We start from the raw sequence: 25,409 nt of genomic DNA, 5'->3' as shown, positions 1-25,409 counted from the left end.
CCACGATATCAAACTATCGGATAGTCGGATAATCCCACAGTAATTAATAAACGAACGTTCCTTTACAAACTCACCTGCCGCCCGTACCGTCGTCCCCGTGCCACGACCGAGGACGACCAGCGACGAGGCGATCCTGCACGCCGCCGGGCGGGCGATCGCCGAACACGGCCCCGGCGGGCTGACCCTGGCGGCCGTGGCGCGGGAGGCGGGTCTCTCGGCGCCGACGCTGGTGCAGCGCTTCGGCTCCAAGCGCGGACTGCTGCTCGCGGTGGCCGAACGGGCAGCTCACGACGTCGGCGAGCTGTTCGACCGGGTCCGCGGCGAGCACCCGTCACCGCTGGCCGCACTGCACGCGGCGCTCGGCGAGCTGGCCGGCGTCGTCGAATCGCCTCGCCAGCTCGCCAACAGCCTCGGCTTCCTCCAGCTCGACCTGACCGACCCCGACTTCCGCGCGCACGCCGCCGCCCACGCCGACCGGATGCTCGCCGAGATCACGGCGTCGCTCACCGAGGCGGTCGGCGCTGGCGAGCTGACCGGCGACCCGGCGCGAATGGCCCGTTCGGTCCAGATCGCCTACAACGGCATCCTGATCGTGTGGGCCCTGCACGGCAACGGCCCGCTCACCGACACCCTCCGCGCGGAAATCGACCATCTGCTGACCGATCGGAGTCCCGCATGACGTTCACCGCCGCGGCGTTCATCGCCACCAGCCTCGACGGCTTCATCGCCCGCCCGGACGGCGACATCGAGTGGCTCACCAGCCGGGGCGAGCAGGCCGGTGACATGGGGTACGAGAAGTTCGCCGCCGGCATCGACACGGTCGTCCTCGGCAGGGCCAGCTACGAAAAAGTCCTCAGCTTCGGGACCGATGTCTGGCCCTACGACGGCAAGCACGTCGCCGTCCTGAGCACCCGGCTCGCCGCCGACGCCGACCCGCGCATTTCCGTCCACCGCGACCTCGACGAACTCGTCGCGCACCTGAGCGATCGCGGCGCGAAACACGTGTACGCCGACGGCGGCCAGGTCGTCCAAAGCTTCCTGCGGGCGGGCCTGCTGACCGAGCTGACCATCACCACCGCGCCCGTGCTGCTGGGCGCCGGACTGCCGTTGTTCGGCGAGCTGCCCGCCGACGTCGACCTCGCCCACCAGTCGACGACGACCTACGACGCCGGGTTCGTCCAGACCACCTACACCGTCGTGAGCGGCTGACCCTCCAGCTCGGCGACGTCGGCGGCCGACAGCTCCAACGTCGCCGCGGCGACGTTGTCCTCCAGGTGCGCCATCGACGACGTCCCCGGGATCGGCAGCATCACCGGGGACAGCCCGAGCAGCCAGGCCAGCGCGACCCGCACCGGCCCGACCCCGTGCCTGCGCGCGACTTCGGCGACCGGACCCGCGTCCCGGCTCGGCGCAACCGGCAGCCACGGGATGAACGCGATGTCGTTGGCCTCGCAGTACTTCAGCACCGGCTCGGAGTGCCGGTCGCTCAGGTTGTAGCGGTTCTGCACGCTGACGATCGGGACGACAGCCCGCGCCCGCTCGATCTCGTCGACGGTGACCTCGGAGAGCCCGACGTGCCGGACCTTCCCCTCGTCACGCAGCTGCCGTAACGCGCCGATCTGCTCGTCGAACGGCACCTTCGGGTCGACGCGGTGCAGCTGGAACAGGTCGATCCGGTCCACCCGCAGCCTGCGCAGGCTCAGATCCGCCTGCTGCCGCAGGTACTCCGGCCGCCCCAGCGGCACCCAGTCGCCACCCGGCCTGCTCTGACCGGCCTTCGTCGCGATGACCAGATCATCCGGATACGGGTGCAGCGCCTCGGCGAGCAGTTCCTCGTTGCCGCCCAGGTCGTAGGAGTCGGCTGTGTCGATGAACGTCACGCCCAGCTCGACCGCGCGCCTGGCGATCCGGACCGACTCGGCCCGCTCCGCCGACGTCCGGCCGTGCAACCGCATGGCGCCGAAGCCCAGCCGGTGCACGGGCAGGTCGCCGCCGAGCATGAAAGTGTTGTCGTGCAAGGAATTCACCCCTCGGTCCACGATGTGACCCGACCATCGTGACACGAACCACCATAAAGGAGCCATCGCAGTTTTCTTGCCCGATTCGAAAGCTATACTTACGTATGCTCGACCTCAAACGTCTCCGCCTGCTGCGGGAACTGCACGCGCGGGGCACGATCGCCGCCACCGCCGAGGCCCTCTCCTACAGCGCGCCCGCGGTGTCGCAGCAGCTGGCCAAGCTGGAGGCCGAGGCAGGCGCGACGTTGCTGGAACGGGTCGGGCGCGGGGTCCGGCTCACCGACGCCGGCCTGATCCTGCTCGAACACGCCGAAGCCTTGCTGACTCGCGTCGAACAGGCCGAGGCCGACCTCGCCGCCGCATCCCGTCAGGTCAGGGGATCGCTGCACGTGTCGTCGTTCCAGACGGGCACGATCAGCCTGCTCGCGCCGGTCCTGCACCGGCTCACCCGGCGGTATCCGGCGCTGCGCGTTCACGTGTCCGAGATCGAGCCGGACGCGGCCGTGCGAGCGCTGACGCTGGGCGAGATCGACCTGGTGCTCGGCGACGAGTACGACCGCGGCCTCGCCCCGCGCTACCCCGGCGTCGACTGGGAGGTGCTGGCGACCGATCCGCTGCGGGTCGTGCTGCCCGCGGACCATCCCCGGGCGGGCACCGGGCCGCTCGCGCTGTCCGCGCTCGCCGACAGTCCGTGGGCGGTCGGCCTCGCCGGCAGCGCCTACACCGACACGGTGTTCGCCGCCTGCGCGGAGCTCGGCGGTTTCCAACCGGACGCCCGGCACCACACCACCGACCTGCTGATGATCCTCGCGCTGGTGCGAGCCGGTCAGGCCGTCGCGCTGCTGCCGGATCTACTCGGTGCAGACGGCGACCTGGCGCTGTCGGTACGGCCGGTGCGCGGCGGCTCGGTCGAACGGACCATCTACACCGCGGTACGCGCGGGATCGGTCCACCGGCCCGGCGTGGTGGAACTGCGCGCGGCGCTGCGGCGGGAAGCCCGCTCGGCGAGCACCGTCCTCGATCAGCTGGCTAGGTGAGCGCCTCCAGGCACCGTCTGGCCTGAGCACGCAGCGCATCGGCCAGCTCGTCAGGTCCGCTCACCAGGGTGAAATCAGAACCTACCGAGGTGATCATCCAGACCAGGTCCCACACGGTCTCCGCGCCGACGTGCAGCAAGCAGTTCCGCTCGTCGACGGCTTCCAGCATGCCCATGCCGGGCCAGACCCGGTCGGCGACCGCGTCGGCCGACTCGTGCAGCCGCACCGTCGCCCGTGCCTGCCACGCCCGCTCGGACAGCTGCCTGCCGACGTAGGCGGCCACGTCACCGTCCGGCGGCTCCCTCGGCGGGAACCGTGGGCCGGTCGGTGTCCGCGGGTCGAGCCGGTCGACGCGGAACGTCCGCCAGTCCGCGCGGCCGACGTCCCAGGCAACCAGGTACCAGTGCCTGCCGAAGTTGACCAGGCTGTGTGGCTCGGTGTCGCGGACGGTCGGGCCGCCGCGCGGGCTGGTGTAGTCGAACCGCAGGCGTTCCCGGCGACGGCACGCGTCGGCGATCGCCACCAGCGTGTCGGCGGAGACCTGGGGCGCGGGGGCGACACCGGCCCGCACGGTCGTCGTCTGCAGGGTGTTGACCCGGTGCCGCAGCCGCGGCGGCAGTACCTGCTCCAGCTTGGTCAGCGCGCGCAGCGAGGTCTCCTCGATCCCGGCGACCGCGCCGCCCGCGGCCGTGCGCAGGCCGATCGCCACCGCCACCGCCTCGTCGTCGTCCAGCAGCAGCGGTGGCAACGCCGCTCCCGCGCCGAGCCGGTAACCCGCGGTGCCCTGGACGGCGTGCACCGGATAGCCAAGCTCCCGCAGCCGGTCGACGTCGCGGCGCACCGTGCGGGTGGTGACGCCGAGGCGGCCGGCCAGGTCGGTGCCGGACCAGTCACGATGCGTCTGCAGCAGCGACAGCAACCGGAGCAGGCGTGCCGAGGTCTCCAACATGTCGTCGATAATGCCAGCCGCTTAGGACCGAGGCTGTCCTATGAGGCTCCTAGCCTGACTGGCATGACGAACTCGCAGCAGGACATCCGCCCGTTCACCATCGACATTCCGCAGGCCCAGCTGGACGACCTGCGTGCGCGGCTGACCGCCACCCGCTGGCCGGACGAGTTGCCCGGTGTCGGCTGGGACCGCGGCGTTCCCGTCGGCTACCTCAAGGAGCTGGCGGCCTACTGGGCCGACGGCTACGACTGGCGCGCTCATGAGGCAGCACTCAACGAGCACCCGCAGTTCCTGACCACGATCGACGGGCAGAACCTGCACTTCCTGCACGTACGCTCACCGGAGCCGGCGGCGCGGCCGCTGCTGATGCTGCACGGCTGGCCGGGCACGTTCGCCGACTTCCTCGACGTGATCGGCCCACTCACCGACCCCGACGCTCCCGGCGGACCGTTCCACCTGGTGATCCCGTCGCTGCCCGGGTTCGGGTTCTCGACGCCCCTGGCCGGTCCCGGGATGGACGCGGGCCGGATGGCGGCGATCCTGGCCGAGCTGATGGACCGGCTCGGTTACCAGCGGTACGGCGTCCACGGCTACGACACCGGTTCGTGGGTGGGCCCCCTGCTCGCCGCTCAGGTACCCGACCGCGTCACCGGCGTGCACCTCAACGGCATGATCACGTTCCCGGTCGGCGCCGACGGCGAGTTCGACGGCCTCAGCGAAGCCGAGCAGACCCGCTGGGAACGGATGGAGAACTTCAACGACGGCTACCTGCAGTGCAACTCCAAGCGTCCGCAGACGGTCGCCTACGGCCTCACCGACTCACCGAGCGGGCAGCTCGCGTGGATCGTGGAGAAGTACAAGGAGCTGACGGTGCCGGAGGACGGGCTGCCGGAGGACAGCGTCGACCGCGACCGGATGCTGACCGGCATCTCGATCTACTGGCTGACCGCGACAGCGGGCTCCGCGGCGCAGATCTACTACGAGGCCCTCGCCGGGGCCTCCTGGGACAGCGAGCCGGCGCCGCGTGGCACGACTCCGCTGGCCGTCCTGCTCACCGCGCACGACGTGACCATTCGCCGGTGGGCCGAGCGCGACCACAACATCGTGCGCTGGACCGAACTGGACGACGGCGGGCACTTCCTGTCGATGGAACGGCCGGATCTGCTCGTCGCCGACATCCGGGAGTTCTTCGGCGAGCTGGCCGCCGGCTAGCCGAAGTCCGCGCTGAGCCAGCGATCCGGCCGGACGGTGAACAACACGAAGGTGCCACTGGCGTTCCCGGTCTCCTCCTCGGCGACGCCGCGGGCGACGTCCTCGGGCAGGTACCGTCCGGCGATCGCGGCCACGTCCTCGGCCGACGGACTGCGGTCGGCCCCGACCACGGTGCCCTCGACCGTCACGTACCGGTAGGGCGGCTCCGGACTCTGCACGCAGAAGCTGAGCCGGCCGGCCCGTTCGAGCAACGCGGTCTTGCGGGCCGTCCGGCCTTGCGTTCCGGTGAAGAAGGTGAGGTTCCCGCCCGGCTGGTAGGCATACCAGACGGGCACCGTCAGCGGCGGCCGGTCACCGTCGCTCGCCACGCTCAGCACGCCGATGTGGGGCTGGGCAAGGAAATCCTCGCGTTCGGCGGCGGTCATGGTGCGGGACATGGGAGGCTCCTAGTACTCGTCGCGGTTGTTCAGCCAGGACATGGTCGGGTCCTGCGGCCAGCCGTCCGGGGAGTCCTCCCACTCTTCCTGCCTGCCGTACGGGGTGAGGTCGAGCAGGTTGAAGTCCATCCGCAGCCGGTCCACACCGCGGCCACTGGTGTAGTAGGTCCGGAACACCTCGTCGCCGTCGCGCAGCAGCACGCTCAGTCCGAAGCCGCCACCGAGTCCCAGGTCGGCGTAGAAGTCGTTGCCGTACGCCGAATACCAGGGCACGGTCCAGCCGAACCGCTTACGCAGCACGTCGATCTCGTCCTGCGGTGCGGGCGACATCAGGATCAGCGTGGTGTCCCTGGCGTTGAGGTGGGCCTGGTTGGCGAGGTTGTCGGTGAACGACGAGCACCCCGAACACACCCAGTCCTGCCCGGGGGACAGCATGTGGTGGTAGATCACCAGCTGCCTGCGGCCGTCGAACAGATCGGTGAGCGGCACGGTGGCGCCGTCCGGAGCGGTGAACCGGTAGCCGGGCTTCAGCCGGACCATCGGGAGCCTGCGGCGCCGCGCGGCCAGGGCGTCGAGTTCCCTGGTCAGCTCCTTTTCCTTGACCAGCAACGCATCCCGTTCGGCTTGCCATTCCTCCGGGGAGACGACCGGCGGGCGATTCATCGACTGCTCCTCTCAGTTCCTTCAGGGAACCTGACCGTAGCACCTTAAGTTCCCTCAGGGAACCCTCTCGGCTAGAATCGTCCCCATGCAGCGCACCCAGTTCGGCGACATGGCCTGTTCGATCGCCAGGACCCTCGACGTCATCGGCGAACCGTGGTCGCCGCTGATCCTGCGCGACGTCTACGTGGGCATCTCCCGCTTCGAACAGATCCAGCAGGACCTCGGGATCTCCCGCAAGGTGCTGACCGAACGGCTGAAGTGGCTGGTCACGGCCGGAATCCTGGAACGGAAGGAGTACTCCAGCCGTCCGCCGCGGCACGAATACGTCCTGACGACCAAGGGCGCCGAGCTGTGCGATCTGCTGATGGTGATGGTGCGCTGGGGCGACCGGTGGCTGGCCGGCGAGGCGGGGCCGCCGGTGCTGTACCGGCACCACGCCTGCGGCGAGATCAGTCACGTGGAGCCCCGCTGCTCGGTGTGCGGCGAACCGATGCACGCCACCGACATCGACGTCCTGCCCGGCCCCGGTTTCGCCTGAGGAACTGGCAGCAGGCTGCCTGACCCCGCCGGACGCGGGCGTGCGCGATCTAGCTTCGGCCATGAACGATCGACGGGGCACCTGGCCACTGAACGGGCCGGCGACAGCGGTTTCGATTCTGCTCGGTATCGCCGCGGCGGTATCGCTACGGACCGCGTTCGCCTACTTCGGCCGGGCCGACGACGTCAACTCTTCACCGACGGCCCGAGGTCGCCACTCATGACCGAGGCCATCGAACGCGCCGACAGTTCGGTCGCCGTCTGGGAGGCCTGCTTCGTGCTCCTCAACCTCGCCACGGGGATCGTCTTCATCATCTGGCAGCACCGGCACGCGACCAACGCAGTCGCGTTGCGCGGTCCGCTCGGGCTCGGGCCTGGCTGGGCGATCGGCGGCTGTTCATTCCCGTCGCCAACCTGGTGCTGCCGCTGATCCAGCTGGGCCAGTCGGCCCAGGCATCGGATCCCCGGCTGTTTCCGGCAGAACCGCGCCGGAACGGCACCCTGCCGCCGGCCTTGGTCGGCTGGGCGTGCGTGTTCGTCGGTGCCGCCGTACTGCACGCCGTCGCGCAGGCGAGCCAGCCGGTCGCCCAGTGGCCGCCGCTCAGCCCGCCCCCTGCGTCCTGACTGCCGCGTGCGCCGCGAGTCCGTTCGCCATGTCCTGCATGAAACCCTGGAGGTAGGCCGGGAACGACTCGCGCATCTCCGCCACGGCAACCGTGTACGTGCCGTGCCAGTGGATCCTGGTGCCGTGGCCGGGCAGCTCCGACAGCTCCACCGCGGCCTCGTAATCGGACATGAACGGGATCTCGACCCCCTCGTAGGCGAACCTGCGTTCCGGTTCGAGGGCCGTGATTCGCTCCTTGGTGACCACATCGCCGGTGCGGAACGCGCGGGTCGCCCCGACCCCGTCCCGGCCGTCGGGCGAGAGGCCCTCGGACTGGCCGGTTTCCAGTGCGTCGATCTGGGTCCACGTGGGCCAGCTCCGCGGGTCGAGCAGCAGTGCCCACACCGCCGACGGGGGTGCCGCCGATTCGGCCGTCACGTCGTAGTCGTTCATGGTCACCGACGCTAACGACGGCGCCTCCGTGACCGAATGCGTGAGATTGCGGCGTACCGGTCAGGAATTGCGGTAGGCCGACGGGCGGGTACCGGTGTGCCGGGTGAAGGCGGTCGACAACGCGCCGGGACTGGCGAAGCCGCAGCGGGCCGCGATCTGCGCGATCGGCAGATCGGTGTCCCGCAGGAGCCGCTTCGCCTCCTCGATCCGCAGCCGGGTGAGAAACCGGTACGGCGTCTGCCCGGTGACGTCCTTGAAGGTCCGGACGAAGTGGTACACCGACAGGTGAACCTCGGCGGCGATGTCTGCCAGGGTGAGTGAATCCGCCATCCGTTCGCGCATGATCGCCACGGCCACGCGCACCCGGGCGTCCTCCCGCGTCGTCCTGGGAGCCCGCAGCCGGGAGTGCCGGACGAGCAGATGGGTGGCCAGGAACGCCGCCGCCGACTCGGCGTACAGGTCGTCGGCGTCGCCCGCCGCTCCGACGCCCCGGATCACCTCCTCGACCAGCGGATCGCCGGCGTCCAGGGACGCCGCCATGGCCTCGAAGTCGACTTCCCGGCCACCGAGCCGCGCGGCCGTCGAGTCGACGGTGTCCCGCGGGATGTGCATCTGCAGGCTGCACATCGGCCCGTCCGCGCGGTAGCCGCGCACGGACGGCTGCCCAGGGATCCCCATGTCCAGCCGTCCCGGAGCCCACAGCCGGCGGGTGACCCGGCCGCCACACCGCGTCTCCATCACCGCACGGCCGGCGAGCGGCAGAATCAGGTGCAGATCCGCGGCCCCCGGCATCGCCATGTCCTCGGCGACCGCGACGTGGTCGAACCGCTGGACCAGCAGGGACTGCCAGCCCGCGCTCTCCCAGCTGCAGTACGTCCGCCGGACGTAACGAGCCATGTCGAAACCGGTGTAGGGCTGGAGGTCGAACCGCGCGGAGTCGAACACCACGACCCGACACTACCGTGGCCGACGGACCTTACTCGCCGTGCGCGATGAAGTCCTCGAACGCCTGGCGCAGCCAGGAGGTGAAATCGGGGAATCGTTCCCTTTGTTCCGAACCTGGCGAGGCGAAGTCATGCACGACTACGACATCGCCAGCGTCCAGATCCCAGCATGCGACGTCATCATTGTCCTCCCGGCGAGCGAACGGAACGATGTTGCGATCCGGGTAGCGCTCTTTCAGCCCCGCATACCGCCGCCGCAGATTCTCGCCGTCGAAAACCCACCACGGTTCGAGCTTGGTCAGGTCCAACTCGACGAGTCGGATGAATTCCGCGGGGTAGTCGAAACCCTCAGGAAGGTCCGAAGCCGACAGAAGGTCCGCCATGATCAGTTTCCGTCCCATGATGTCCACGGCGACCCCTCAGGCCACCTGTTCCGGTACGACGCCGACTGCTTACCGATTCGCAGCCTAACAGCGTCCCCCCAGGTGGAGGGCGTACCACGCGTGGTCGAGAATCGTTCGATCTGGTCGGCGTCCGGCAACGGTTCGTCGTACTCGTGCACTCTCGCCCGGACATCGATCCCCGCGTGCCGAGCGGCGACCACCCGGGTGTTGTCCAGAGTGGTCAGCCGGCCGTCCGGCAGGCGCACCACGTCGATGGGCTCGCCGACCCAGCCGTTCGCCTTCATGCTCTCGACAATCTCACCGCCGTCTCGCACGGAGGTCTGGCTCTGCCGGATGTCTCGCGGATTCAGCTGCTGAACATCTTCTCGACGCCTGTCACCGGCTTCCCTGCTCCGGTCCGCCGCGGAGGACGACTCGCGGTGGCGCCGACGGTCCGAGTCGTCACGACGGTCCGTGGACCTGCGGTCGTCGGCCTTGCGCTCCCGCCGCGGCTCGTCACGCCGGTCACGCCGGTCGTCCTTGTCCCGCCGCCGGGGTGTGCTCCGCTCCTCGGCCGGCCGTGCCGGACGAACCCGGGGAGCCTCGGGCGCCGGCGACGCCGACCCGCCGGGGGAGGTCCCCGGCGCAGACGGAGCGCGGCCACCCGTGCCTGGTGAGCTACCGGTCTGCCCCTTGCCACCCTGCCCGGGCGGGGGAGCCGCGGGCGGGGTCGTCTGGGGGCTGCGTTGACCCGTCTGCGGTGGGGGTGGCGGATTTCCCTTGGGTGGCGGGTCGGCCTTCGGCGGTACCGTGCCGGACCCACCGCGTGAACCCCCCGACATCCCGGGCAGCGGGAAGCCGCCACCCCCTGGGGTCTGCACCTTCATCGGCTCGTCGTTCATCTCCGGAAAGTCGTTGGCGGACGAGCCGTCCAGGTCCACCTCGTTGCAACTTCCGCCGCCCAGCGGGCAGAAATCGTAGTCCCCGTCGGGATCATGGGGATTGGACACGAGCCGCAGGCGGCCTCTGTCGTTTCCCTGCGCGGTCTTGCCCGCGACCTTCTTGCCGTTGGAACTCTGCAGTTTCGCGAGGGTCACCGACCGGCCCTGCGTGTGGCGTGCGACCGCCTGCCGCGCCTGGCTTCTGGTCAGGCGTGGCGCGCCTTCGCGGCCGGCCTGCCGCACACTCCGGCCGACCTGGCCGTTGCCAAGCTTGCGCTGTACCTGCCTGACCGCGTTCTCGGAGTTCTCCCTGCGCCGCTCGGCCGCGTTGGCAGAGCCACTGGGTTTCTTGGAAGCCTTCTCCGCGTTCTCCCGCCGCCGCTCCGCGCTCTTCTCCGAACCAGCCGACTGCTCCCGCTCCTGCCGCTTCTTCGAAGCCTTGTCCGAACGCCGTTCCGCCGCATTCGCCGAACTTTTGCTACTCCCCGAATTCCGCTTCGCGGATTCGCGTTTCTTCTCGGAGTTCTCCCTGCGCCGCTCGGCCGCGTTGGCTGAACCGCTGGGCTTCTTGGAACCCTTCTCGGTCGCCTTCCGCTCCCTCTTCTCCGCGTTCTCCCGCCGCCGCTCCGCACTTTTCTCCGAACCGGCCGACCGCTCCTGCCGCTTCTTCGATGCGTTATCCAAACGCCGTTCCGCCGCATTCGCCGAACCGCTCGGTTTCGAGGCAGGCGACGACGGCTGACCCGCGGTATTCCGGGGTTCCGCATCGGCGTCCGCGGCACCGAGCACACCGAATACCGCGGTCAACACTCCACCGGACAACGTATAAAGGACCGCTCTATTGCTGACCATCAGCCGCCTCCGTCATACGCACCGCCACAAACAAATGGCTCATCTGCGCATTACGGAGCACGTTAACACCACCGGTACACGAGAAATACATCCGCTTGTTGAACATGATTATCGTTACCGCCACACTGGTGTCCATGAAGGTACGGAAGTCACTGCGCTCACTGAAGAACAAGCCCGGAGCCCAGGTGGTGCGCCGCCACGGCAAGACGTTCGTGATCAACAAGAAGAACCCCCGGTTCAAGGCCCGCCAGGGCTGACCACCATGACCGCGATCTGGGACGACGAACTGGCGACGGTGGAGCGCGACGGCACCGTGAGCGAGCCGATGGTGCGGCAGGCCGCCCGGTGGCTCGCGGCGCGACATGCACCCGGCACCGGCTCCCGGGTACTCGATGTGGGGTCCGGCCCCGGCTGCGCCACGGTGGTCCTGGCCGAGGAGTTCCCCGGCAGCGAGGTGGTCGCGGTCGACCCCACCGAGAAGTTCACCGCACGGGCCGCCGCCCGGTTCGCCGAGCGCGGGCTGGGCGAGCGGGTCCGCGCCGAGCCCGGCGCGATCGGCGATCCGTCACTGGCGGCGCTCGCTCCGGCCGACGTCGTGTGGTGCGCGCACGTCGTGCACCACCTGCCCGACCCGGTCGCCGCGCTCCGCGAGCTGTCCGCGCTGCTCGCGCCGGCCTCGGGGGTGCTGGCGGTAGCCGAGGGTGGACTGCCGTCGCGCTTCCTGCCCGGCGGTTACGGCGTCGGGCTGCCCAGCTTCGTGAACCGGCTGGAAGCGACACTGAGCGACTACTTCGTCGAAACGTGGTCGCTGACCGGTGCCGCCGTCGGCGGCGGCCGCGACTGGCCACTGCTGTTCGCCGACGCCGGGCTACGCCACCACGCGAGCCGCACCTTCCTGCTCGACCTGCCCGCGCCGGTCAGCGACGACGTCCGTCGTCACGTGGTCGACCGCTTCACCCGGATCCAGCGGTTGATCGGCGATCGGCTGACGTCTCAGGACGCGGCCGCCCTGGCTCGCCTGCTCGATCCGGCCGACTCCGCGGCGCTGGCCAATCGCCCCGACCTGTTCGTGCTCCAGGCCACGACCTGGCATCTGGCGGGAGTGGACATTTAATAAACGGTACCGTACCGTTTATTAAATGACGACGGTGCTGGTGGCCGGCAGCGGTCCGGCCGGATTGGCGCTGGCCTGCGGGCTGCGCCAGCAGGGTGTATCGGTACGCGTGGTGGACCGGGCTCCGGGGCCAGCCACCACGTCCAGGGCGAACTTCGTGCACGCACGCGGGTCGGAGGTACTCGACCGGCTCGGAGCGCTGGGCACCTTGCCCGAGCAGGCGTTGCACGCGATCACCGTCACCACCTACGCGGGCGACCGGCCGGTCATGAAGGTCCGGTTCGGCGACACCGGCCTGCGGACCGCGGCGCCGCCGATGATGATCTCCCAGGCGTCGGTCGAGGCCGCGCTGCGCGACCGGCTGGCCGAACTCGGGGTGAGCACGGAATGGGGCACCGAGGTGGTCGGCGCCGAACAGGACGCCGACGGCGTGACCGTCGGCCTCGCCGGAGGCGAAACCACCCGGGTGGCCTGGCTCGCCGGCTGCGACGGTTCCGGCAGCACGGTGCGGGGACTCGCGGACATCCCGTTCCCCGGCGTCCGGATCAGCGAGCGGTTCCTGCTCGCCGACCTGGAGATCGACTGGGACATCGACCGCGACGGCACCAGCGGCTGGCTTCATCCGGACGGGCTCTTCGCCGCGATGCCGATGCCGGGCGACAGGTGGCGCCTGTTCGCCTACGACCCCGGGCAGCCCGGGGCGCGACCGTCCGAAGTGGAGATCGTCGACCGGCTGGCGCGGTACCTGCGCGAGCGAACCGGCCGCGACGCCCGGTTCGGCCGGTGTAACTGGGCCTCGGTGTTCAGCGTGCACCGGCGCCTCGCCGAGCACTACCGCCGGGGACGCATCCTGCTCGCGGGCGACGCGGCCCACGTGCACTCGCCGTTCGGCGGGCAGGGCATGCTGACCGGGCTCGGCGACGCGGAGAACCTCGCCTGGAAGCTCGCGTCCGTCGCCGGCGGATACGCCGACGAGGCACTGCTCGACACCTACGAGGCCGAGCGGCGGCCACTCGCCGAGGACGTGCTGCGGGCGACGACCGCGGTGACCAGGATCAACATCGCCAGCACGCCGTTCGGCCGGTTTCTCCGCGACAAGGTGCTGGTGAGGCTGGGCAACCTTCCGCTGGTCCAGCGGACGGCCACCTACAGCGCCTCCCAGCTCGGCGTCAGCTACCGCAAGGGGCCGCTGGGCGGGCGCCGCCCGATCGGCGACCGGGTTCCGGACCTGCCGTGTACCCGCGACGACGGCAGCGGCACCCGCCTGCACGCCGAACTTCGCGGCGGATGGGCGTTGCTGCTCCCCCGCGGCGGCCACGGTGAGCACGCGGAAACGGCGGCGAAGCTGCTCGGCCCCGGCCTGGTTACGCTGCACCGCGTGGACGACGAACCGCGTGCGTTGCTGGTCCGGCCCGACGGGCACGCGGCCTGGCGGGACGACACCGACCTCGGCGAGACGCTGGCCGCCCTGCTCCGCGGCGGCCGGCCCCGGTGAGCAGGGGCAGGCCGCGCGATCCCGAGGCCGATCGCGCGATTCTCGACGCCGCCGGTGAGATCTTCCTGGAACGCGGCGTCGAGGGCACGAGCATCGAACAGGTCGCCAAACGCGCCGGGGTGGGAAAGCTGACCGTCTACCGCCGCTGGCCGTCCAAAGAGGACCTGATCGCCCAGGCGGTGGAAACCCTGGTCACCGAAGAGATTCCGTGGCCTTCCCCGGAGCAGATCGCCAGCAGGTCACCGTACGAACTGGTCGAGCAGGGCCTGGACGCCACGGCACGGGCAGCCGCGAGCCCGCGGCTGCGGGCGCTCGTCGCCCGCGTCTTCGGTTCCAGCGTCAGCCATCCCGCGCTGATGGAGATCTACTGGCGTGGCTACATCCTCCCGCGCCGTGAACTGACCAGGGCGTTGCTGGCCCGGGCCCAGGAGGAGGGCTCGGTCGCCCCCGACGCCGACCTCGACGCCCTCACCGACATGCTCGCCGGCGCGACGACCTACCGCATGCTGCGGCCGGACCCGCCGGACGCCGACGCCATGCGGGCGTACCTGCGTTCGCTCTACGTCCAGGTCGGCCTGCTTCGCTAGTGGCCTGGGCCGAACCGCAGCCGTTGCCCTTCGTGGATGTCGTTCACCCATTCCCAGCCGGGCTTGACCGACGGGCCGATCCGCGGATCGCCGGGAGTGGCCCCGGCCCGCAGGGCGTGTACGTACGCGCGGTCCAGTTCGATCCGTGCCCGCACCTCGTCACCTCTGCCGACCGATCCGTGCCCGGGGACGACGGCGTCGACCTCGTCGGCGACGTCGTCGAGCCGTCGCAGGCCGACGAGGTACTCCTCGACGGGGTCGTTGGTGCCGTCCGGGTCGTCGAGCATCGGGACGAAGACGTCGGAGAGCATGTCGCCCGCGACGAGGACCCGCTGGTCCTCGATCAACAGCGCCGCGTGACCGGGGGAATGCGCCGGATGCTCGATGATCCGCACCTCCGGGCCGTCCCAGGGGATCCGCGTGGTTCCGGCAGGCAGCCCGGTGACGAGACCGAACAGGTCCAGTGGAGTTTCCCCGGCGATCTCCGGCGGCAGCGCCTCGGCGGCGCGGGCCTTCCAGCCCGCCTTCGACCGCAGTTCCCGCAGCCGATCCGCGCAGCGGGTGGTCCCGTACCGGGGCGCGTCGCCGAGCGCGGCGTGCCAGAGCACGTGATCCCAGTCGGGATGCGTCGAGAAGCCCGCCACGACGGGTTCCCGAAGGTCGTTGGCCAGGCAGACCATTTCGTCGCCGGTGATCCCGGCGTCGATGAGCAGCACACCGTCCGCTCCTCGCACGACGACGGTGTTGTTCTGGAGCAACTCGCTCCGGTGGACGAGTACGTCTTCGGTGACCTGCGTCAGCATGTGATTCCTCCGTGGACTGGTTCAGCCGAGTGCCAGGGTGACAACGGCAAGGGTGCAGATCGCGATGCCCGTTCGCTGGCTGCCGCCGATCCGCTCGCCGAGCACGCCTGCCGCGAGCAGCACGGTGACGGCCGGGTAGAGCGAGGCGAGGACTCCGGCGATGCCGAGGCTGGTCGTCCCGGTGGAGAGCATGAACGCGAGGGTGCCCGCGGCGCCGAGTACGCCGGAGGCACTGCCCCAGCGGACGACCGCGGCCTCACCGCGGCGAGGCCACCAGGGCTGTCCGAGGCTCGTGGCGGCGACCATGGTCAGGACCGCGCCGATCAGCTGGTTGGCGGCCAGCGGCAACAGGCCGGCGTCGTCGGGGATCTGGGCGAGCGCGATGAACAGAACCCCGAAGCCCACGCCCGCGACGGCGCCGTCGACGAGTGCTCCGCGCGTACCGGACGACCGGTCCGGCGTGGCTTCCCGGGAGACCAGCCAGATTCCCGGAAGTGCGACGAGCACACCGACCCAGACCAGCCAGCCCGGCCGCTCGCCGAAGGCCACGCCCACCAGCACGGGCAGGATCGCGGCCCCGACCGCCGAGATCGGCGCCACCAGGCCCATCCGGCCGCGGGCCAGCCCGCGGAACAGGAAGATGCCGCCGGTCGCCGAGCCGGCTCCGGCCAGCAGTGCCCAGGCGAAGTCCGCCACGGCCGGGTTCCCCGGCAGGAGCAGTCCGGCCACGAGCATGACGAGCGCGCCGGCGGCCTGCCCGGCGAGAACGATCTGCCAGGAGGAGTACCGGCGCGAACCGGCGCCACCGATGAAGTCCGCTGCGCCGTACGCCAGGGCCGACGCGAGTGCCAGAAGGATTCCGAGGTTCATGCTTAGAGCCTGAGGCCCATGCGGTCCACTCAGAAGGTCCATTCGCCACCCCGCGGACCGGACCATTTTGGTGTACTGATGGCATGACCGTCGACTGGGCACGTGGTGGCCCCGACCTCCTGGTGACGCTGGACCGCGACGCCGGTCCGCTCGGGATCCAGATCCAGGACCAGTTGCGGGCGGCGATCCGCGACCGGCGGCTCGGCGCCGGTGAGCGCCTGCCGTCGACTCGGCGCCTGGCCGAGTTGCTCGGCGTCTCCCGGGGCACGGTCGTCGACGTCTACGAGCAGCTGCTGGCCGAGGGGTACGTCGAGTCGGCGGTCGGCTCGGGGACCCGGGTGGCCACCCTGCCGTCCGGCGCCCAGGCCCGGCGGGCGCCCGGTGCCGGCGCGGCCCGGGACCGGCCTGCCGTTGCCGACTTCGAGTACGGCATCCCCGATCTCGGCTCGGTGCCGTTGACCGACTGGAGCTGGGCGATGTCGGAAGCGACCCGCACCCTGCCGACCGCCGAGCTGGGTGACGAGGACCCGGCCGGTTCGAGGCACCTGCGGGAGGTGGTCACCGCCTACCACCGTCGTGTGCGGTCCGGCTGCGCGGTGGCCGACGATGCCGTCGTGGTCTCCGGTTTCCGGCAGGGACTGGCTTTCGCCTTCGCGACGCTGGCGCGGCACGGCATCCACGACGTCGCGCTGGAGGACCCCGGCCCCCGCGAACACGATGTCATCGCCAGCCGCGCGGGCCTCTCGGCCGTACCGGTGCCCGTAGACGACGACGGTATCGACGTGGACCGCCTGCGTGAGTCCGGAGCACGGGCGGTGCTGCTGACACCGGCCCACCAATGTCCCACCGGGGTCGCGCTCGGCCCGTCGCGCCGGCGTGACCTGGTCGCCTGGGCGGAGGAGGTCGACGGGGTGATCCTGGAGGACGACTACGACGCCGAGTTCCGCTACGACCGTCAGCCGGTCGGCTCCCTGCAGGGCCTCAGCCCGGACCGCGTGATCGCGCTGGGATCGGTCAGCAAGACGCTCGCCCCCGCGATCCGGCTGGGCTGGGTGCTCGCGCCGCCGCGGTTCGTGGCGATGATCGTCGAGGAGAAACGGCTCAGTTCCCGCGGCGCCCCCGGGCTGGACCAGGAAGCGCTGGCGTTGCTCATGGAGACCGGCCGGTTCGACCGGCATCTGCGACGCGTGCGGGAGATCTATCGCGCACGTCGGGACGTGCTGGCGGCCGAGACCGACGCCGTCTTCGGACCGGGCAGGCTGCGCGGGCTGGCAGCCGGGTGTCACGCCCTGCTGCGCCTGCCCGACGGGACGTCCGAACGCGCCGTCGTCGCCACCGCCGCGACCCTGGGCGTCCGGGTCAACGGGCTCACCGGCTACCGGTTCGCGGCGGCGGAAACCGAGCCCCGTCCGCCCGCCCTCGTGCTCGGCTTCGGCAACGTCACCGAGAACCAGATCCGCCGGGGCGTGCGGGCTCTCGCCGAAGCCGCGTCCGGCCGGTTACCGTCGCCGTCATGGGCGACGACGCGTGGCGGCGGGAGCTGATCGAGGACCTGGACAGCGGCCTGCCCGCCGGCCGGGTGATCACCGATCCCGACGTGGTGTCCGGCTACGTCCACGACGACGCCGAATGGGCACCGCACGGCACACCGGCCGCGGTGGTGCGGCCGCGTACCGCCGAGGAGGTGCGGCACGTCGTCCAGGCCTGTCTGCGGCACCGCGCCCCGGTCGTCCCGCGGGGCGCCGGGACCGGACTGTCCGGCGGCGCGAACGCGATCGAGCACAGCGTGGTCGTCTCGACCGAGGCGATGACCACGATCAAGGAGATCAACCGGCGGGAACGGCTGGCCGTGGTCGAGCCGGGCGTGGTCAACGACCACCTGCGCGCGGCTTGCGCCGAGCACGGGCTCTGGTATCCGCCGGACCCCGCGAGCGCGCCGTGGTCGACCATCGGCGGCAACGTCGCCACGAACGCGGGCGGGCTGTGCTGCGTCAAGTACGGCGTCACCCGCGACTACGTCCTGGGCCTGGAGTTCGTGACCGGGACCGGTGAACTCGTCCGGGTCGGCCGTCGCACCGCCAAGGGCGTCGCCGGTTACGACCTCGCCGGGCTCATGGTCGGCTCCGAGGGCACGCTCGGGTTCATCACCGAGGTCACCGTGCGGCTGCGCCCGGCCCGCCTGCCCGAACACACCGTCGTGGGCTACTTCTCCTCGATCGTCGATGCCGGGCGCGCGGTGGAGGCCGTCGCCGTGGCCGGGCTGGAGCCGTCCGCGCTGGAACTGATCGACCGGCACTGCCTGGCCGCCGTCGACGAGTGGAAGAACATGGGCCTGTCGACCGAGGCCGACGTGTTGTTGCTGGGCCGCACCGACAGCGCGGGCCCGGCAGGCGAACGGGAAGCCGACGCCATGCTGGCCTGCTTCGAGAAGGCGGGGGCGACGTTCGCGGCGCGCTCGACCGACCAGCAGGAGGCCGACGCGTTGTTCGACGCGCGGCGCCTGGCCTACCCCGCGCTGGAACGACTCGGGCCGGTGCTGACCGAGGACGTCTGCGTGCCCAAGGGCGCCGTCCCCGGCATGCTCGCGCGCATCGAGGAAGCCGCCGCGCGGCACGACACGCTGATCGCCAACATCGCGCACGCCGGCGACGGCAACCTCCACCCGCTGCTGATCACCCGCTCCGGCGACGACGCCGCGAGGAAACGTGCGCAGGCGGCGTTCGACGACATCATCGCGGCGGCGCTGGAGCTGGGCGGCACGGTCACCGGCGAGCACGGAGTCGGCCTGCTCAAACGGGACGGGCTCGCCGCCGAGGCAGGCCCGGCCGTCCTGGCACTCGGCCGGGCGATCAAGGACGCGCTGGACCCGCACGGGATCTTCAACCCCGGCAAGGTAATCGCGCCCGGCTAGCGAGATCAGCCGCAGGGGCTCAGATTGGCGGTCTCCTGGAGGTTCCACGTGGCCGAATCCGGCATGCCGTTGAAGTACCGGCAGGCATCCGGGTCGTCGAGCAGTTGCCAGCGGAACCAGGCGAGTCCCATCTCGCTGGCGTAGCTGTTGGGGATCGGGCTCATGTGCGATGCGCCGACGCCCTCGTACCAGGCCTTCTCCACCGAGTCGCTCAGCGCCTCGTACCCCCTGCGCACCCATGACGCGCTGACCAGGAGATCGCGTGAACCGTTGAACATCGAGACCGGGGACTGGATCTCGGCGTAGAGGCTCGCCCAGTTGCCGGGCGAATCGCCGAAGCCATGTGCCGGCTCGATCCCGAAGCCGGCGTACCTGGCGGCGGTGCCCCATTGCCGCTCCGCCCGATAGACACCGAGGATGGCTCCGCCGCCACCCTGCGAGTGCCCGGTGAAGCCGTATCGAGTGTCGACGATGTCCGGGTACTCGGCTGTCACGGTTTTGATCGCCTCGATCGCCTGGGTTCCCTGGCCGGTATCGGTGTCCTCGTAACAGGCGGCGACGAAACCGTGGGAGGCGAAGCGCTGGAGGGTCGCCGCGTACAACGAGCACCGTGCCCCGGTGCCGTTGGCGAGGTGGACGACGGGGACCCGGCAGCCGGCGGGCAGGTCCTGGGGAATCCACATCTTCACATTGCCCGCGACGTCGGTGGCGACGTCGAACGGGCCGTCTGCGGTGTAGTCGTCGACCTTGGGCAAGCAGCTGGCGGCCGCCGGAACTTCGTCAATGGTCTGCGCTGCCGCGTGTGGCGCTGCGCCGAGGGCGCTGATTCCGGCAATGGCGAGCGCGATCGCGAGCCGGCGCACGCGTCGATTCCCGCGAGCATTCTGGTGCCAGGTGCGACGTCCGTGAACATCCATGTCTGCTCCTTCTCGATTCCCGCGGCCTGGAATGTCGAGTCCAATCTTTGGTCAGGACCTTCCTCGCGAGGAAGGGCACGATCGGCCAGCCGGGGTTACAATCCGAGCCAATATCCGGCCGCCCTTCGTGCCCATGCCTCCTGACATCCGAACGGATCCCGCCATCGCCGCCGCAGGCGCCGAGCACCCGACGGTCCTGGCCAGCTGGACCGCCCTGGTGGTGCGCGCTCTGGACAGCGCGGGGTTCGATGGCGCCTCGATGGCCGTGCGGGCCGGTATCGACCCCGCGGTGTTCGAGCAGCCCGGGCGCCGGATCCCGCTGTCGGCCACCACGACCCTGTGGGAACTCGCCGTCGATGCGACGGGAGACCCCACCTTCGCCCTCTCGGTCGCCCGCATGGTGCGGCCGTCCACATTCGCCGGTCTGAGCATGGGCATGGTGACCAGCTCGAGCCTGCACAATGCGTTCGAGCGACTGAATCGGTTCCAAACGGTGGTGTTAGCCCCGTCGGGCAAGATGGAATTGACGACCGACGGTGACACGTACTCGTGGACGAACTCGTTTCCCGACCCGATTCCCGCGCCGAACACAACCGCGATGGAGGCCCTTGTCGCGTCGATCGTGCTGTGCGGCCGGTACCTCGGCGGCCGATCGTTCGCGCCAAAGGGCGTGCGCCTGATGCGAGACGATCAGCGTCACAACGAGGTGTTCACCAAGTTCTTCGGCTGCCCGGTCACCTACGGGTCCGATGACTACCGCCTCGACTTCGAGCTCGGCCTGATGACGAAACCGCTCCAGACCGGGTCACCGGAGCTGGCGCGGACCGCCGACGAACTGGCTATGGCCATGGTCCGTCGGCTGCCGTCGTCGACGGGACTGGTCAGCAGGGTACGGGCGCTGACCCTCGGGCTCGACGTGGACGGCCAGGCTGACAAGACCACCATCGCCGCGGCGCTGGCGATGAGTACCCGGACGCTGCAACGACGCCTGGCCGACGAGGGCACCACGCTGGTGCGGGTGATGACCGAGGTACGCCGGGACCGAGCGTCCGAACTGCTGGCGGCCGGGTCGCACACCGTCGCCGAAGTCGCCCGCCAGGTCGGTTTTCAGGATCCGTCCTCGTTCCGCCGGGCGTTCAAAAGGTGGACCGGCCGGACACCCGCGCAGTTCGCGGCGGAGCGGAAAAGACCAACGTAACCACCGTTGGGGCTTCGGGGCCGTGCCCCGAGCGGGGCGTGGGGGCTACGCCCCCACAAGACACGCGGAACGCAAAAGGCCCGCGCCCTCCGCGGGCACGGGCCACCATGCGTGGAGCTGAGGGGAATCGAACCCCTGACCTTCTCGATGCGAACTGTTCGCAGGAAGATCATTGTTGGTGTTTATCGAGGTCAGAGCGGCATAGGCAGGCAAACAGGTACAGCCGGAGTCAGCGTGGTTGCTGTACTTCGCTGCGGTACGGCCCCCGCGCCGGGAAGAGGCCAGGACCAGGCGCGCACGCACCATCGGGCAGGCCGTCCGGCCTGCCCGCAAGGCGGGTTGCTAGGGCCGTGGAGGCTCGCGGGTCAAGCCCTGATCGGCGTCGACAACCGGCCGCCCGACTGCCTCACCGCAGCGCCGATCAGGGCTTGAGGCGTGAGTGACGGCCCGTACACTGTGCGCGCCTGGTCCTGGCCGGAGGTGACAGCTCGTGTTCGCGGCGAGCACCTGAGAACTTCTCACGTTTCACCGCCCCTGACGGCGCGTGATAGGCGCGGCCGACGGCGCCCGTGATGGCGAGCGGAGTCCGGAGCGCCTGCGCGGAGGACGCAGCGACGCTCGCCTGTTCGGCCGCGCCGTTCCCGCCCCGTCAGGGGCGGCTTGAAGACGTAAAGAAAGTCCTCACGAGCCGGGCGCGTAGCCCCTCAGTGGTCAGCTCCGACCGAACTCGCTGTACGTGGCGGTTCCCGCTTCCTTCGCAGCAACGGCCTGCTGAAGACGTCGGTGCAACGAGGGCTTGAGCTGCTTCGCCACCTGGTCCAGCTCGGCGAACTGGAAGTTCTTCAGCTCGTCGTAGGGCAAGGTGATCCGCTGGGCCTGCTCGGCAGGCAGAACGCCGCCATCGAAGATGAACTGAAGGCTGTCTCGCCACACACCATGTTGGGGAGTCCAGTCGACCACCAGCAGACCACCCAGTTCGATGTCTAGTCCCAGCTCTTCACGAACCTCGCGCTGGCAGGCGGCATGCGGCGGTTCGTTGCTGTTGACTACACCACCAGGGATCTCCAGGTACGGCTTGTAGATGGGTGTCACGAACAGGAGGCGGCCTTGCCCATCCTGAATGAGGGCACCTGCCGCTACCGTTTTGCCCGGTATGCGGCTAGCGATGCCGGGGTTGAACTCCTTCTCCGGCTCCCCTTCGGCGTTCATGTCCTGAAAGAACCGAGCGGCCTGATCCGCGTCGAGGTGATGCATCTGCTCTGTCACTCGCTTTCACCCCGCCAGCAGGAGACGGGCGCGTTCATGGAAGTCTCGTACGACGGGTTGCTTGGCGTAACGCCGGAGCTGTCCATCAACCTCTCGAATCACCTGCAACGACCGTTGTGACGACTGCCGGCCGGTTGAGTCGACTGCCGCCAACCCGAGACTAGCCGCCTGTTCAACATCGTTGTTCAACGCAGCCACCTTCGCCAACTGCCCCGTGCTGTACACCCGGCGTCGCGGCTGTCCCTCGGCGGCATCCCAGGCGAGCTTCAACGGCTCGTACGCTTCCCGCGGCTTACCTAGATCAACCCAGCAGGTACCGACGAACGTAGCGAACACCGCGTCCGTCCAGTGCTTCGCCCATGACGGCGTGTTGCCTGGGCGCACACGGGCGAACAACGTCTCCGACTCCAGGATCAAGCTCCGACACTCGGGTTCGTTGCCCATCTGCGCATGCGCTTGTGCTGCGAGCAGCGTCGCTTCCGTTGCCACAATCGGCACATCCGCCACATGGGCGTTTGCACGAGCGGCCAAGGCGTACCGCAGCGCATGGTTCGGGCGCTTCAGATACAGGGCCTGATGACTCATAGTGTTCAACACATACGCTCCGTACGCAGGTTCGTCGGCGTCTTTCGACCAACGGAGCGCCTGTACGAAGTAGCGTTGAGCAGCGCTATGGCGTTCGGCGTCGTATGCCATCCATCCGATGACCTCGCAGAGGGATGCCGTCGCTGTGAACAACGCGCGACTTGTCGGATCATCACCAGCTCGTTCGAGTTTCGGAGCCACCTTCTCACGCAGGAACTGAACGGCGTGCAACCGCTGCTCTTCTCCACCCACCGAGCGATCCAGGCTGTCGAACATCTGCGTAGCTGCTCGAACCTCAGCTACGTCAGACATAGAGATCGCGCCAGCATGAGCTTCGTAGCGTGACTCCTGAAACAGCCAGTCCATGCACGCCGCGTTCAAAGCGTCCACCGAGTAGTCACCTTGAGTCACGCCAGTGTGCCGGTTGAAATCGAACACGGATAGCTTGGTCAACGTCTCAACCGCGTCCTGCAAGGCAGGCGAGTAGATCAAGCCAACATCCGACCGTGCCTCGTTTGGCGTGGGACTCAAGCCCAGTTCCAAAGCAGACATGCCGTAGATCTGACACAGGATGCTTCGGATCGGCTCCTGCGGGTTCCGGCTCCCGCTTTCCCAGAACGACACCTCGCGCAGCAAGCTCTGCGTGGTCTTGTGCAGCTTCACCTTGCGCTGACGTGCGCATGCCTCGATCAGGTGAACCAGCTTGACCTTGGTCCACCCCTTCTTGTCGCGCGCCTGCCGTAGCGGAGTCATCCGCCCCCCTAAGTCGGGTACGTGCATCCGCTCCAATTATCTCGCACCGAAGCCGCATTTTCAATAGGAGCGTCATGCACCGTCACCCCCGTCATCTGTCGTCACTGTAGAACGCGGCGACGAAAGGGTTCTATGGAACTACGCCACCGATAACCGGGGCGTTAGAAATCAAATTGCCTTGGAGGGCAGTGAGTATGCGACTGATCATTGACACGTCGAAGGTCACGTTTACGGTGTCTCGTGACCCGCAGGCGAAGATGGAGCCAGGCGCGAACCCGGCGCAGAAGCGCGACCGAAACACGCAGATGCCGTTGTGGACTGTGCAGCTTGTCGCCATGGCAGATGACGGGGCTGAGGTGATCAACGTGACCGTCGCGGGCGAGCAGCCCCCCAAGGTCAACGCTGGTCAGCTTGTCACCCCGATTGATCTGCAGGCGATTCCGTGGGCACAGAACGGTAAGAACGGTACCGCGTTTCGGGCTGGCGAGCTGAAGCTGGTTGCTGCTGGCAAGTCTGCCGCGTGAGCGGACAACTCACTAGTTAGTTAGGAGTCCGGATCGTGCTTGATTCCGCGAAACTGTGGGAGTTGTGGAAGCGTCTGAGCAAGGCTCAGGCGGAGATGGGCCATAAGTGCAAGCTGAAGTCGGATGCCTGGAAGGCTGCGCGTGATGCAGGCGACACAGACGAGGCTGATCGTCTGTGGGACGAATACCGAAAAATGTGGCGGAACTATGAGGTCATGGGCGCTCAGACGTGCATGGCATGGGCTCGCTACATCGTTGCCGATCAGCAGTTGAACTCGAACGAGGTGTTCGGAGCGCTCGACGGCTGAAATTGAGAGAACACGGGACCGGACTGGTTCTTGGCGGTTCCTTCCGGCCCCGTGTCTCTTCACTTATCAACTCGCCTTGGAGGGTCGAGTCATGGCTAAGTCTACTCGCAGTACTGGGCGTGGTGGTAACCGCGCTGGGTTCGAGTACTTCGATCGTCGTCAAACGGGTCCATGGTCGGTGTTACGGCCGCTCTTCGGCACCTGGCGACGGTGCCTGTTCATGGTGATCGTGGTCGTTGTTCTGACGATCATGTTGAACCTCAACCCGTACGTGATGGGCGGGACACTGGTCATCCTGTTCCTGATGTCGTTCGCCATCGTCTGGCAGCTCATCGGCCTGGTGGTCAGGTCCCGAGCGATCCTGGTGGTCGTCGTGCTCGCTGCAGCCTGCAACTGGTGGTTCCGGTCGGTGTTTGGTGACATTGCCGGCAACGTGCTGTGCGTGGCCCTGCTCGCGGGCCTGCTGTTGTTCCCGGCGACGGGGCGATATCTGATGGCACGGTTCTGGTGCGTACTGGACCGGCATCGTATGCGTGCCTGCTTGAAGGTGTGCAAGGTCCGCACGATGAACCTGGACGGCAGTCTGCCGTTGATGCTGTGGGCACGTCCGACAAAGACCGGCGAGAAGGTCTGGCTCTGGGTTCGTGCTGGCGCTTCGGGCGAAGACATCGAAGATGCGCTGACCTATATCGCTCCGGCGTGTTTTGCCATGGATGCCCGAATGCAGCGGGTTCGCAAGCTGTCCACATTGGTCAAGGTAGAGATCATCCGCCGTGATCCGTTGGCCAGCAGTGACGCTATCGCCTCACCGTTGTCTCAGCTCACCAGTCTGGTGAAGAACAAGGTTAAGGGTGAGGGCACAGAGGCCATCAAGGCCGCCACCGTTGAGGACATCACGGCGGTAACTCCGGAACCGGTCGGACCGGAAGTCAAGAAGAACGGCTCTCGCAAGACCACCACTGCTTCGTCGGCTCCGGCTGAGTCGGCTAACGGTGCGGTGGTCGTGTCCGGAGAGGACTTAACCGACTACATCGATTGATGTGAGCAC

General features: G+C 68.9%; 30 protein-coding genes. 17 read left to right on the top strand and 13 right to left on the bottom strand.

The annotated features are described in order from the left end of the window. Positions 1 to 97: 97 nt before the first annotated feature. Together EWH70_RS13455 and EWH70_RS13450 are read left to right on the top strand one after the other, a co-directional pair. Positions 98 to 679 carry a TetR/AcrR family transcriptional regulator gene (locus EWH70_RS13455; protein WP_130475695.1) on the top strand — a complete coding sequence of 194 codons (582 nt, stop codon included), beginning with the start codon at positions 98 to 100 and terminating at the stop codon, positions 677 to 679. Continuing rightward, a complete protein-coding gene (locus tag EWH70_RS13450; protein WP_130475694.1) occupies positions 676 to 1,209 on the top strand; it encodes a dihydrofolate reductase family protein in 534 nt (177 codons plus the stop codon). Before EWH70_RS13455 ends, EWH70_RS13450 begins: the two co-directional genes overlap by 4 nt. Here the strand turns inward: EWH70_RS13450 and EWH70_RS13445 are convergent. After that, positions 1,188 to 2,000 carry an aldo/keto reductase gene (locus EWH70_RS13445; RefSeq protein WP_130475884.1) on the bottom strand — a complete coding sequence of 271 codons (813 nt, stop codon included), beginning with the start codon at positions 1,998 to 2,000 and terminating at the stop codon, positions 1,188 to 1,190. The two genes, EWH70_RS13450 and EWH70_RS13445, sit on opposite strands and share 22 nt — an antisense overlap. 122 nt (positions 2,001 to 2,122) lie before the next feature. Here EWH70_RS13445 and EWH70_RS13440 point away from each other — a divergent pair, with 122 nt between their 5' ends. Further along, a complete protein-coding gene (locus tag EWH70_RS13440; RefSeq protein ID WP_130475693.1) occupies positions 2,123 to 3,055 on the top strand; it encodes a LysR family transcriptional regulator in 933 nt (310 codons plus the stop codon). Here EWH70_RS13440 and EWH70_RS13435 read toward each other — a convergent pair. Beyond that, a complete protein-coding gene (locus EWH70_RS13435) occupies positions 3,048 to 4,004 on the bottom strand; it encodes a helix-turn-helix transcriptional regulator (RefSeq protein ID WP_130475692.1) in 957 nt (318 codons plus the stop codon). The two genes, EWH70_RS13440 and EWH70_RS13435, sit on opposite strands and share 8 nt — an antisense overlap. A gap of 63 nt (positions 4,005 to 4,067) precedes the next feature. On the opposite strand from EWH70_RS13435, the gene EWH70_RS13430 reads away from it, so the two are divergent. Then, positions 4,068 to 5,216, top strand: coding sequence for an epoxide hydrolase family protein (locus EWH70_RS13430; protein WP_130475691.1), 1,149 nt, complete (start codon positions 4,068 to 4,070; stop codon positions 5,214 to 5,216). Here EWH70_RS13430 and EWH70_RS13425 read toward each other — a convergent pair. Next, complete coding sequence (locus tag EWH70_RS13425; RefSeq protein WP_130475690.1) at positions 5,213 to 5,653, bottom strand: pyridoxamine 5'-phosphate oxidase family protein; 441 nt, start codon at positions 5,651 to 5,653, stop codon at positions 5,213 to 5,215. The two genes, EWH70_RS13430 and EWH70_RS13425, sit on opposite strands and share 4 nt — an antisense overlap. Before the next feature lie 9 nt (positions 5,654 to 5,662). Then, on the bottom strand, positions 5,663 to 6,316 hold the full coding sequence (locus EWH70_RS13420) for a DUF899 domain-containing protein (protein WP_130475689.1): 654 nt from the start codon (positions 6,314 to 6,316) through the stop codon (positions 5,663 to 5,665). An 85-nt stretch (positions 6,317 to 6,401) separates the two neighbouring features. Here EWH70_RS13420 and EWH70_RS13415 point away from each other — a divergent pair, with 85 nt between their 5' ends. From EWH70_RS13415 to EWH70_RS13405, 3 genes are all read left to right on the top strand, one after another. Beyond that, positions 6,402 to 6,854 (top strand): winged helix-turn-helix transcriptional regulator, encoded by a 453-nt coding sequence (locus EWH70_RS13415; protein WP_130475688.1) that lies wholly within the window; start codon positions 6,402 to 6,404, stop codon positions 6,852 to 6,854. 219 nt (positions 6,855 to 7,073) lie between these two features. Beyond that, entirely contained in the window at positions 7,074 to 7,283 is a 210-nt protein-coding gene (locus EWH70_RS13410; protein WP_130475687.1) for a DUF4328 domain-containing protein, read from the top strand. Beyond that, positions 7,271 to 7,477, top strand: a complete 207-nt coding sequence (locus EWH70_RS13405; RefSeq protein ID WP_130475686.1) for a hypothetical protein — start codon at positions 7,271 to 7,273, stop codon at positions 7,475 to 7,477. The genes EWH70_RS13410 and EWH70_RS13405 overlap by 13 nt, the downstream gene beginning before the upstream one ends. Here EWH70_RS13405 and EWH70_RS13400 read toward each other — a convergent pair. The 4 genes from EWH70_RS13400 to EWH70_RS35810 are packed head-to-tail and all read right to left on the bottom strand — an operon-like array spanning position 7,455 to position 11,030. Further along, positions 7,455 to 7,910 (bottom strand): SRPBCC family protein, encoded by a 456-nt coding sequence (locus tag EWH70_RS13400; protein WP_130475685.1) that lies wholly within the window; start codon positions 7,908 to 7,910, stop codon positions 7,455 to 7,457. The two genes, EWH70_RS13405 and EWH70_RS13400, sit on opposite strands and share 23 nt — an antisense overlap. A gap of 60 nt (positions 7,911 to 7,970) precedes the next feature. Further along, positions 7,971 to 8,858, bottom strand: coding sequence for a helix-turn-helix domain-containing protein (locus EWH70_RS13395; protein WP_130475684.1), 888 nt, complete (start codon positions 8,856 to 8,858; stop codon positions 7,971 to 7,973). A 28-nt stretch (positions 8,859 to 8,886) separates the two neighbouring features. Next, positions 8,887 to 9,264, bottom strand: coding sequence for a hypothetical protein (locus tag EWH70_RS13390; protein ID WP_205669114.1), 378 nt, complete (start codon positions 9,262 to 9,264; stop codon positions 8,887 to 8,889). Beyond that, the gene (locus EWH70_RS35810) at positions 9,240 to 11,030 is read right to left on the bottom strand and encodes a hypothetical protein (protein WP_205669113.1); all 1,791 of its coding nucleotides are present in this window, start codon (positions 11,028 to 11,030) and stop codon (positions 9,240 to 9,242) included. Before EWH70_RS35810 ends, EWH70_RS13390 begins: the two co-directional genes overlap by 25 nt. 134 nt (positions 11,031 to 11,164) lie before the next feature. Here EWH70_RS35810 and ykgO point away from each other — a divergent pair, with 134 nt between their 5' ends. Genes ykgO through EWH70_RS13365 form a run of 4 tightly spaced genes read left to right on the top strand, consistent with a single transcriptional unit; the run spans position 11,165 to position 14,226 of the window. Further along, positions 11,165 to 11,287: a type B 50S ribosomal protein L36 gene (gene ykgO / locus EWH70_RS13380; RefSeq protein ID WP_130475683.1), complete on the top strand. Its 123-nt coding sequence runs from the start codon at positions 11,165 to 11,167 to the stop codon at positions 11,285 to 11,287. A gap of 5 nt (positions 11,288 to 11,292) precedes the next feature. Next, positions 11,293 to 12,144 (top strand): class I SAM-dependent methyltransferase, encoded by an 852-nt coding sequence (locus EWH70_RS13375; protein ID WP_130475682.1) that lies wholly within the window; start codon positions 11,293 to 11,295, stop codon positions 12,142 to 12,144. 25 nt (positions 12,145 to 12,169) lie between these two features. Next, positions 12,170 to 13,639 (top strand): FAD-dependent monooxygenase, encoded by a 1,470-nt coding sequence (locus EWH70_RS13370; RefSeq protein WP_130475681.1) that lies wholly within the window; start codon positions 12,170 to 12,172, stop codon positions 13,637 to 13,639. Beyond that, positions 13,636 to 14,226 (top strand): TetR/AcrR family transcriptional regulator, encoded by a 591-nt coding sequence (locus tag EWH70_RS13365; RefSeq protein ID WP_130475680.1) that lies wholly within the window; start codon positions 13,636 to 13,638, stop codon positions 14,224 to 14,226. The genes EWH70_RS13370 and EWH70_RS13365 overlap by 4 nt, the downstream gene beginning before the upstream one ends. On the opposite strand, the gene EWH70_RS13360 is transcribed toward EWH70_RS13365, so the two are convergent. Both EWH70_RS13360 and EWH70_RS13355 read right to left on the bottom strand, forming a co-directional pair. Beyond that, positions 14,223 to 15,029 carry an MBL fold metallo-hydrolase gene (locus tag EWH70_RS13360; RefSeq protein ID WP_130475679.1) on the bottom strand — a complete coding sequence of 269 codons (807 nt, stop codon included), beginning with the start codon at positions 15,027 to 15,029 and terminating at the stop codon, positions 14,223 to 14,225. The two genes, EWH70_RS13365 and EWH70_RS13360, sit on opposite strands and share 4 nt — an antisense overlap. Positions 15,030 to 15,050: 21 nt before the next feature. Then, complete coding sequence (locus tag EWH70_RS13355; protein WP_130475678.1) at positions 15,051 to 15,899, bottom strand: EamA family transporter; 849 nt, start codon at positions 15,897 to 15,899, stop codon at positions 15,051 to 15,053. A gap of 83 nt (positions 15,900 to 15,982) precedes the next feature. On the opposite strand from EWH70_RS13355, the gene pdxR reads away from it, so the two are divergent. Next, complete coding sequence (pdxR, locus tag EWH70_RS13350) at positions 15,983 to 17,443, top strand: MocR-like pyridoxine biosynthesis transcription factor PdxR (protein ID WP_130475677.1); 1,461 nt, start codon at positions 15,983 to 15,985, stop codon at positions 17,441 to 17,443. Next, positions 17,413 to 18,810, top strand: a complete 1,398-nt coding sequence (locus EWH70_RS13345) for an FAD-binding oxidoreductase (RefSeq protein ID WP_130475676.1) — start codon at positions 17,413 to 17,415, stop codon at positions 18,808 to 18,810. Before pdxR ends, EWH70_RS13345 begins: the two co-directional genes overlap by 31 nt. Positions 18,811 to 18,815: 5 nt before the next feature. Here the strand turns inward: EWH70_RS13345 and EWH70_RS13340 are convergent, their stop codons facing one another. Then, the gene (locus EWH70_RS13340; RefSeq protein WP_130475675.1) at positions 18,816 to 19,727 is read right to left on the bottom strand and encodes a poly(ethylene terephthalate) hydrolase family protein; all 912 of its coding nucleotides are present in this window, start codon (positions 19,725 to 19,727) and stop codon (positions 18,816 to 18,818) included. A 31-nt stretch (positions 19,728 to 19,758) separates the two neighbouring features. Between EWH70_RS13340 and EWH70_RS13335 the strand changes: the two genes are divergently transcribed. Then, the gene (locus tag EWH70_RS13335) at positions 19,759 to 20,925 is read left to right on the top strand and encodes an AraC family transcriptional regulator (protein WP_165436260.1); all 1,167 of its coding nucleotides are present in this window, start codon (positions 19,759 to 19,761) and stop codon (positions 20,923 to 20,925) included. 711 nt (positions 20,926 to 21,636) lie between these two features. Here the strand turns inward: EWH70_RS13335 and EWH70_RS13330 are convergent. Continuing rightward, on the bottom strand, positions 21,637 to 22,191 hold the full coding sequence (locus EWH70_RS13330; protein WP_240686967.1) for an NUDIX domain-containing protein: 555 nt from the start codon (positions 22,189 to 22,191) through the stop codon (positions 21,637 to 21,639). Positions 22,192 to 22,197: 6 nt separating this feature from the next. Beyond that, a complete protein-coding gene (locus EWH70_RS13325; RefSeq protein ID WP_130475673.1) occupies positions 22,198 to 23,529 on the bottom strand; it encodes an NsdA family TPR-like regulatory protein in 1,332 nt (443 codons plus the stop codon). Between the two features lie 194 nt (positions 23,530 to 23,723). Between EWH70_RS13325 and EWH70_RS13320 the strand changes: the two genes are divergently transcribed. From EWH70_RS13320 to EWH70_RS13310, 3 genes are all read left to right on the top strand, one after another. Continuing rightward, on the top strand, positions 23,724 to 24,053 hold the full coding sequence (locus EWH70_RS13320; protein ID WP_130475672.1) for a hypothetical protein: 330 nt from the start codon (positions 23,724 to 23,726) through the stop codon (positions 24,051 to 24,053). Between the two features lie 35 nt (positions 24,054 to 24,088). Beyond that, positions 24,089 to 24,361 carry a hypothetical protein gene (locus tag EWH70_RS13315; protein WP_130475671.1) on the top strand — a complete coding sequence of 91 codons (273 nt, stop codon included), beginning with the start codon at positions 24,089 to 24,091 and terminating at the stop codon, positions 24,359 to 24,361. 220 nt (positions 24,362 to 24,581) lie between these two features. Continuing rightward, a complete protein-coding gene (locus tag EWH70_RS13310) occupies positions 24,582 to 25,400 on the top strand; it encodes a hypothetical protein (RefSeq protein ID WP_240686966.1) in 819 nt (272 codons plus the stop codon). The last annotated feature ends 9 nt before the right edge of the window (positions 25,401 to 25,409 follow it).

Source organism: Amycolatopsis suaedae, assembly GCF_004214935.1.
Lineage (GTDB): Bacteria > Actinomycetota > Actinomycetes > Mycobacteriales > Pseudonocardiaceae > Amycolatopsis > Amycolatopsis suaedae.
This window is presented reverse-complemented; position numbering and strand designations above follow the sequence as displayed.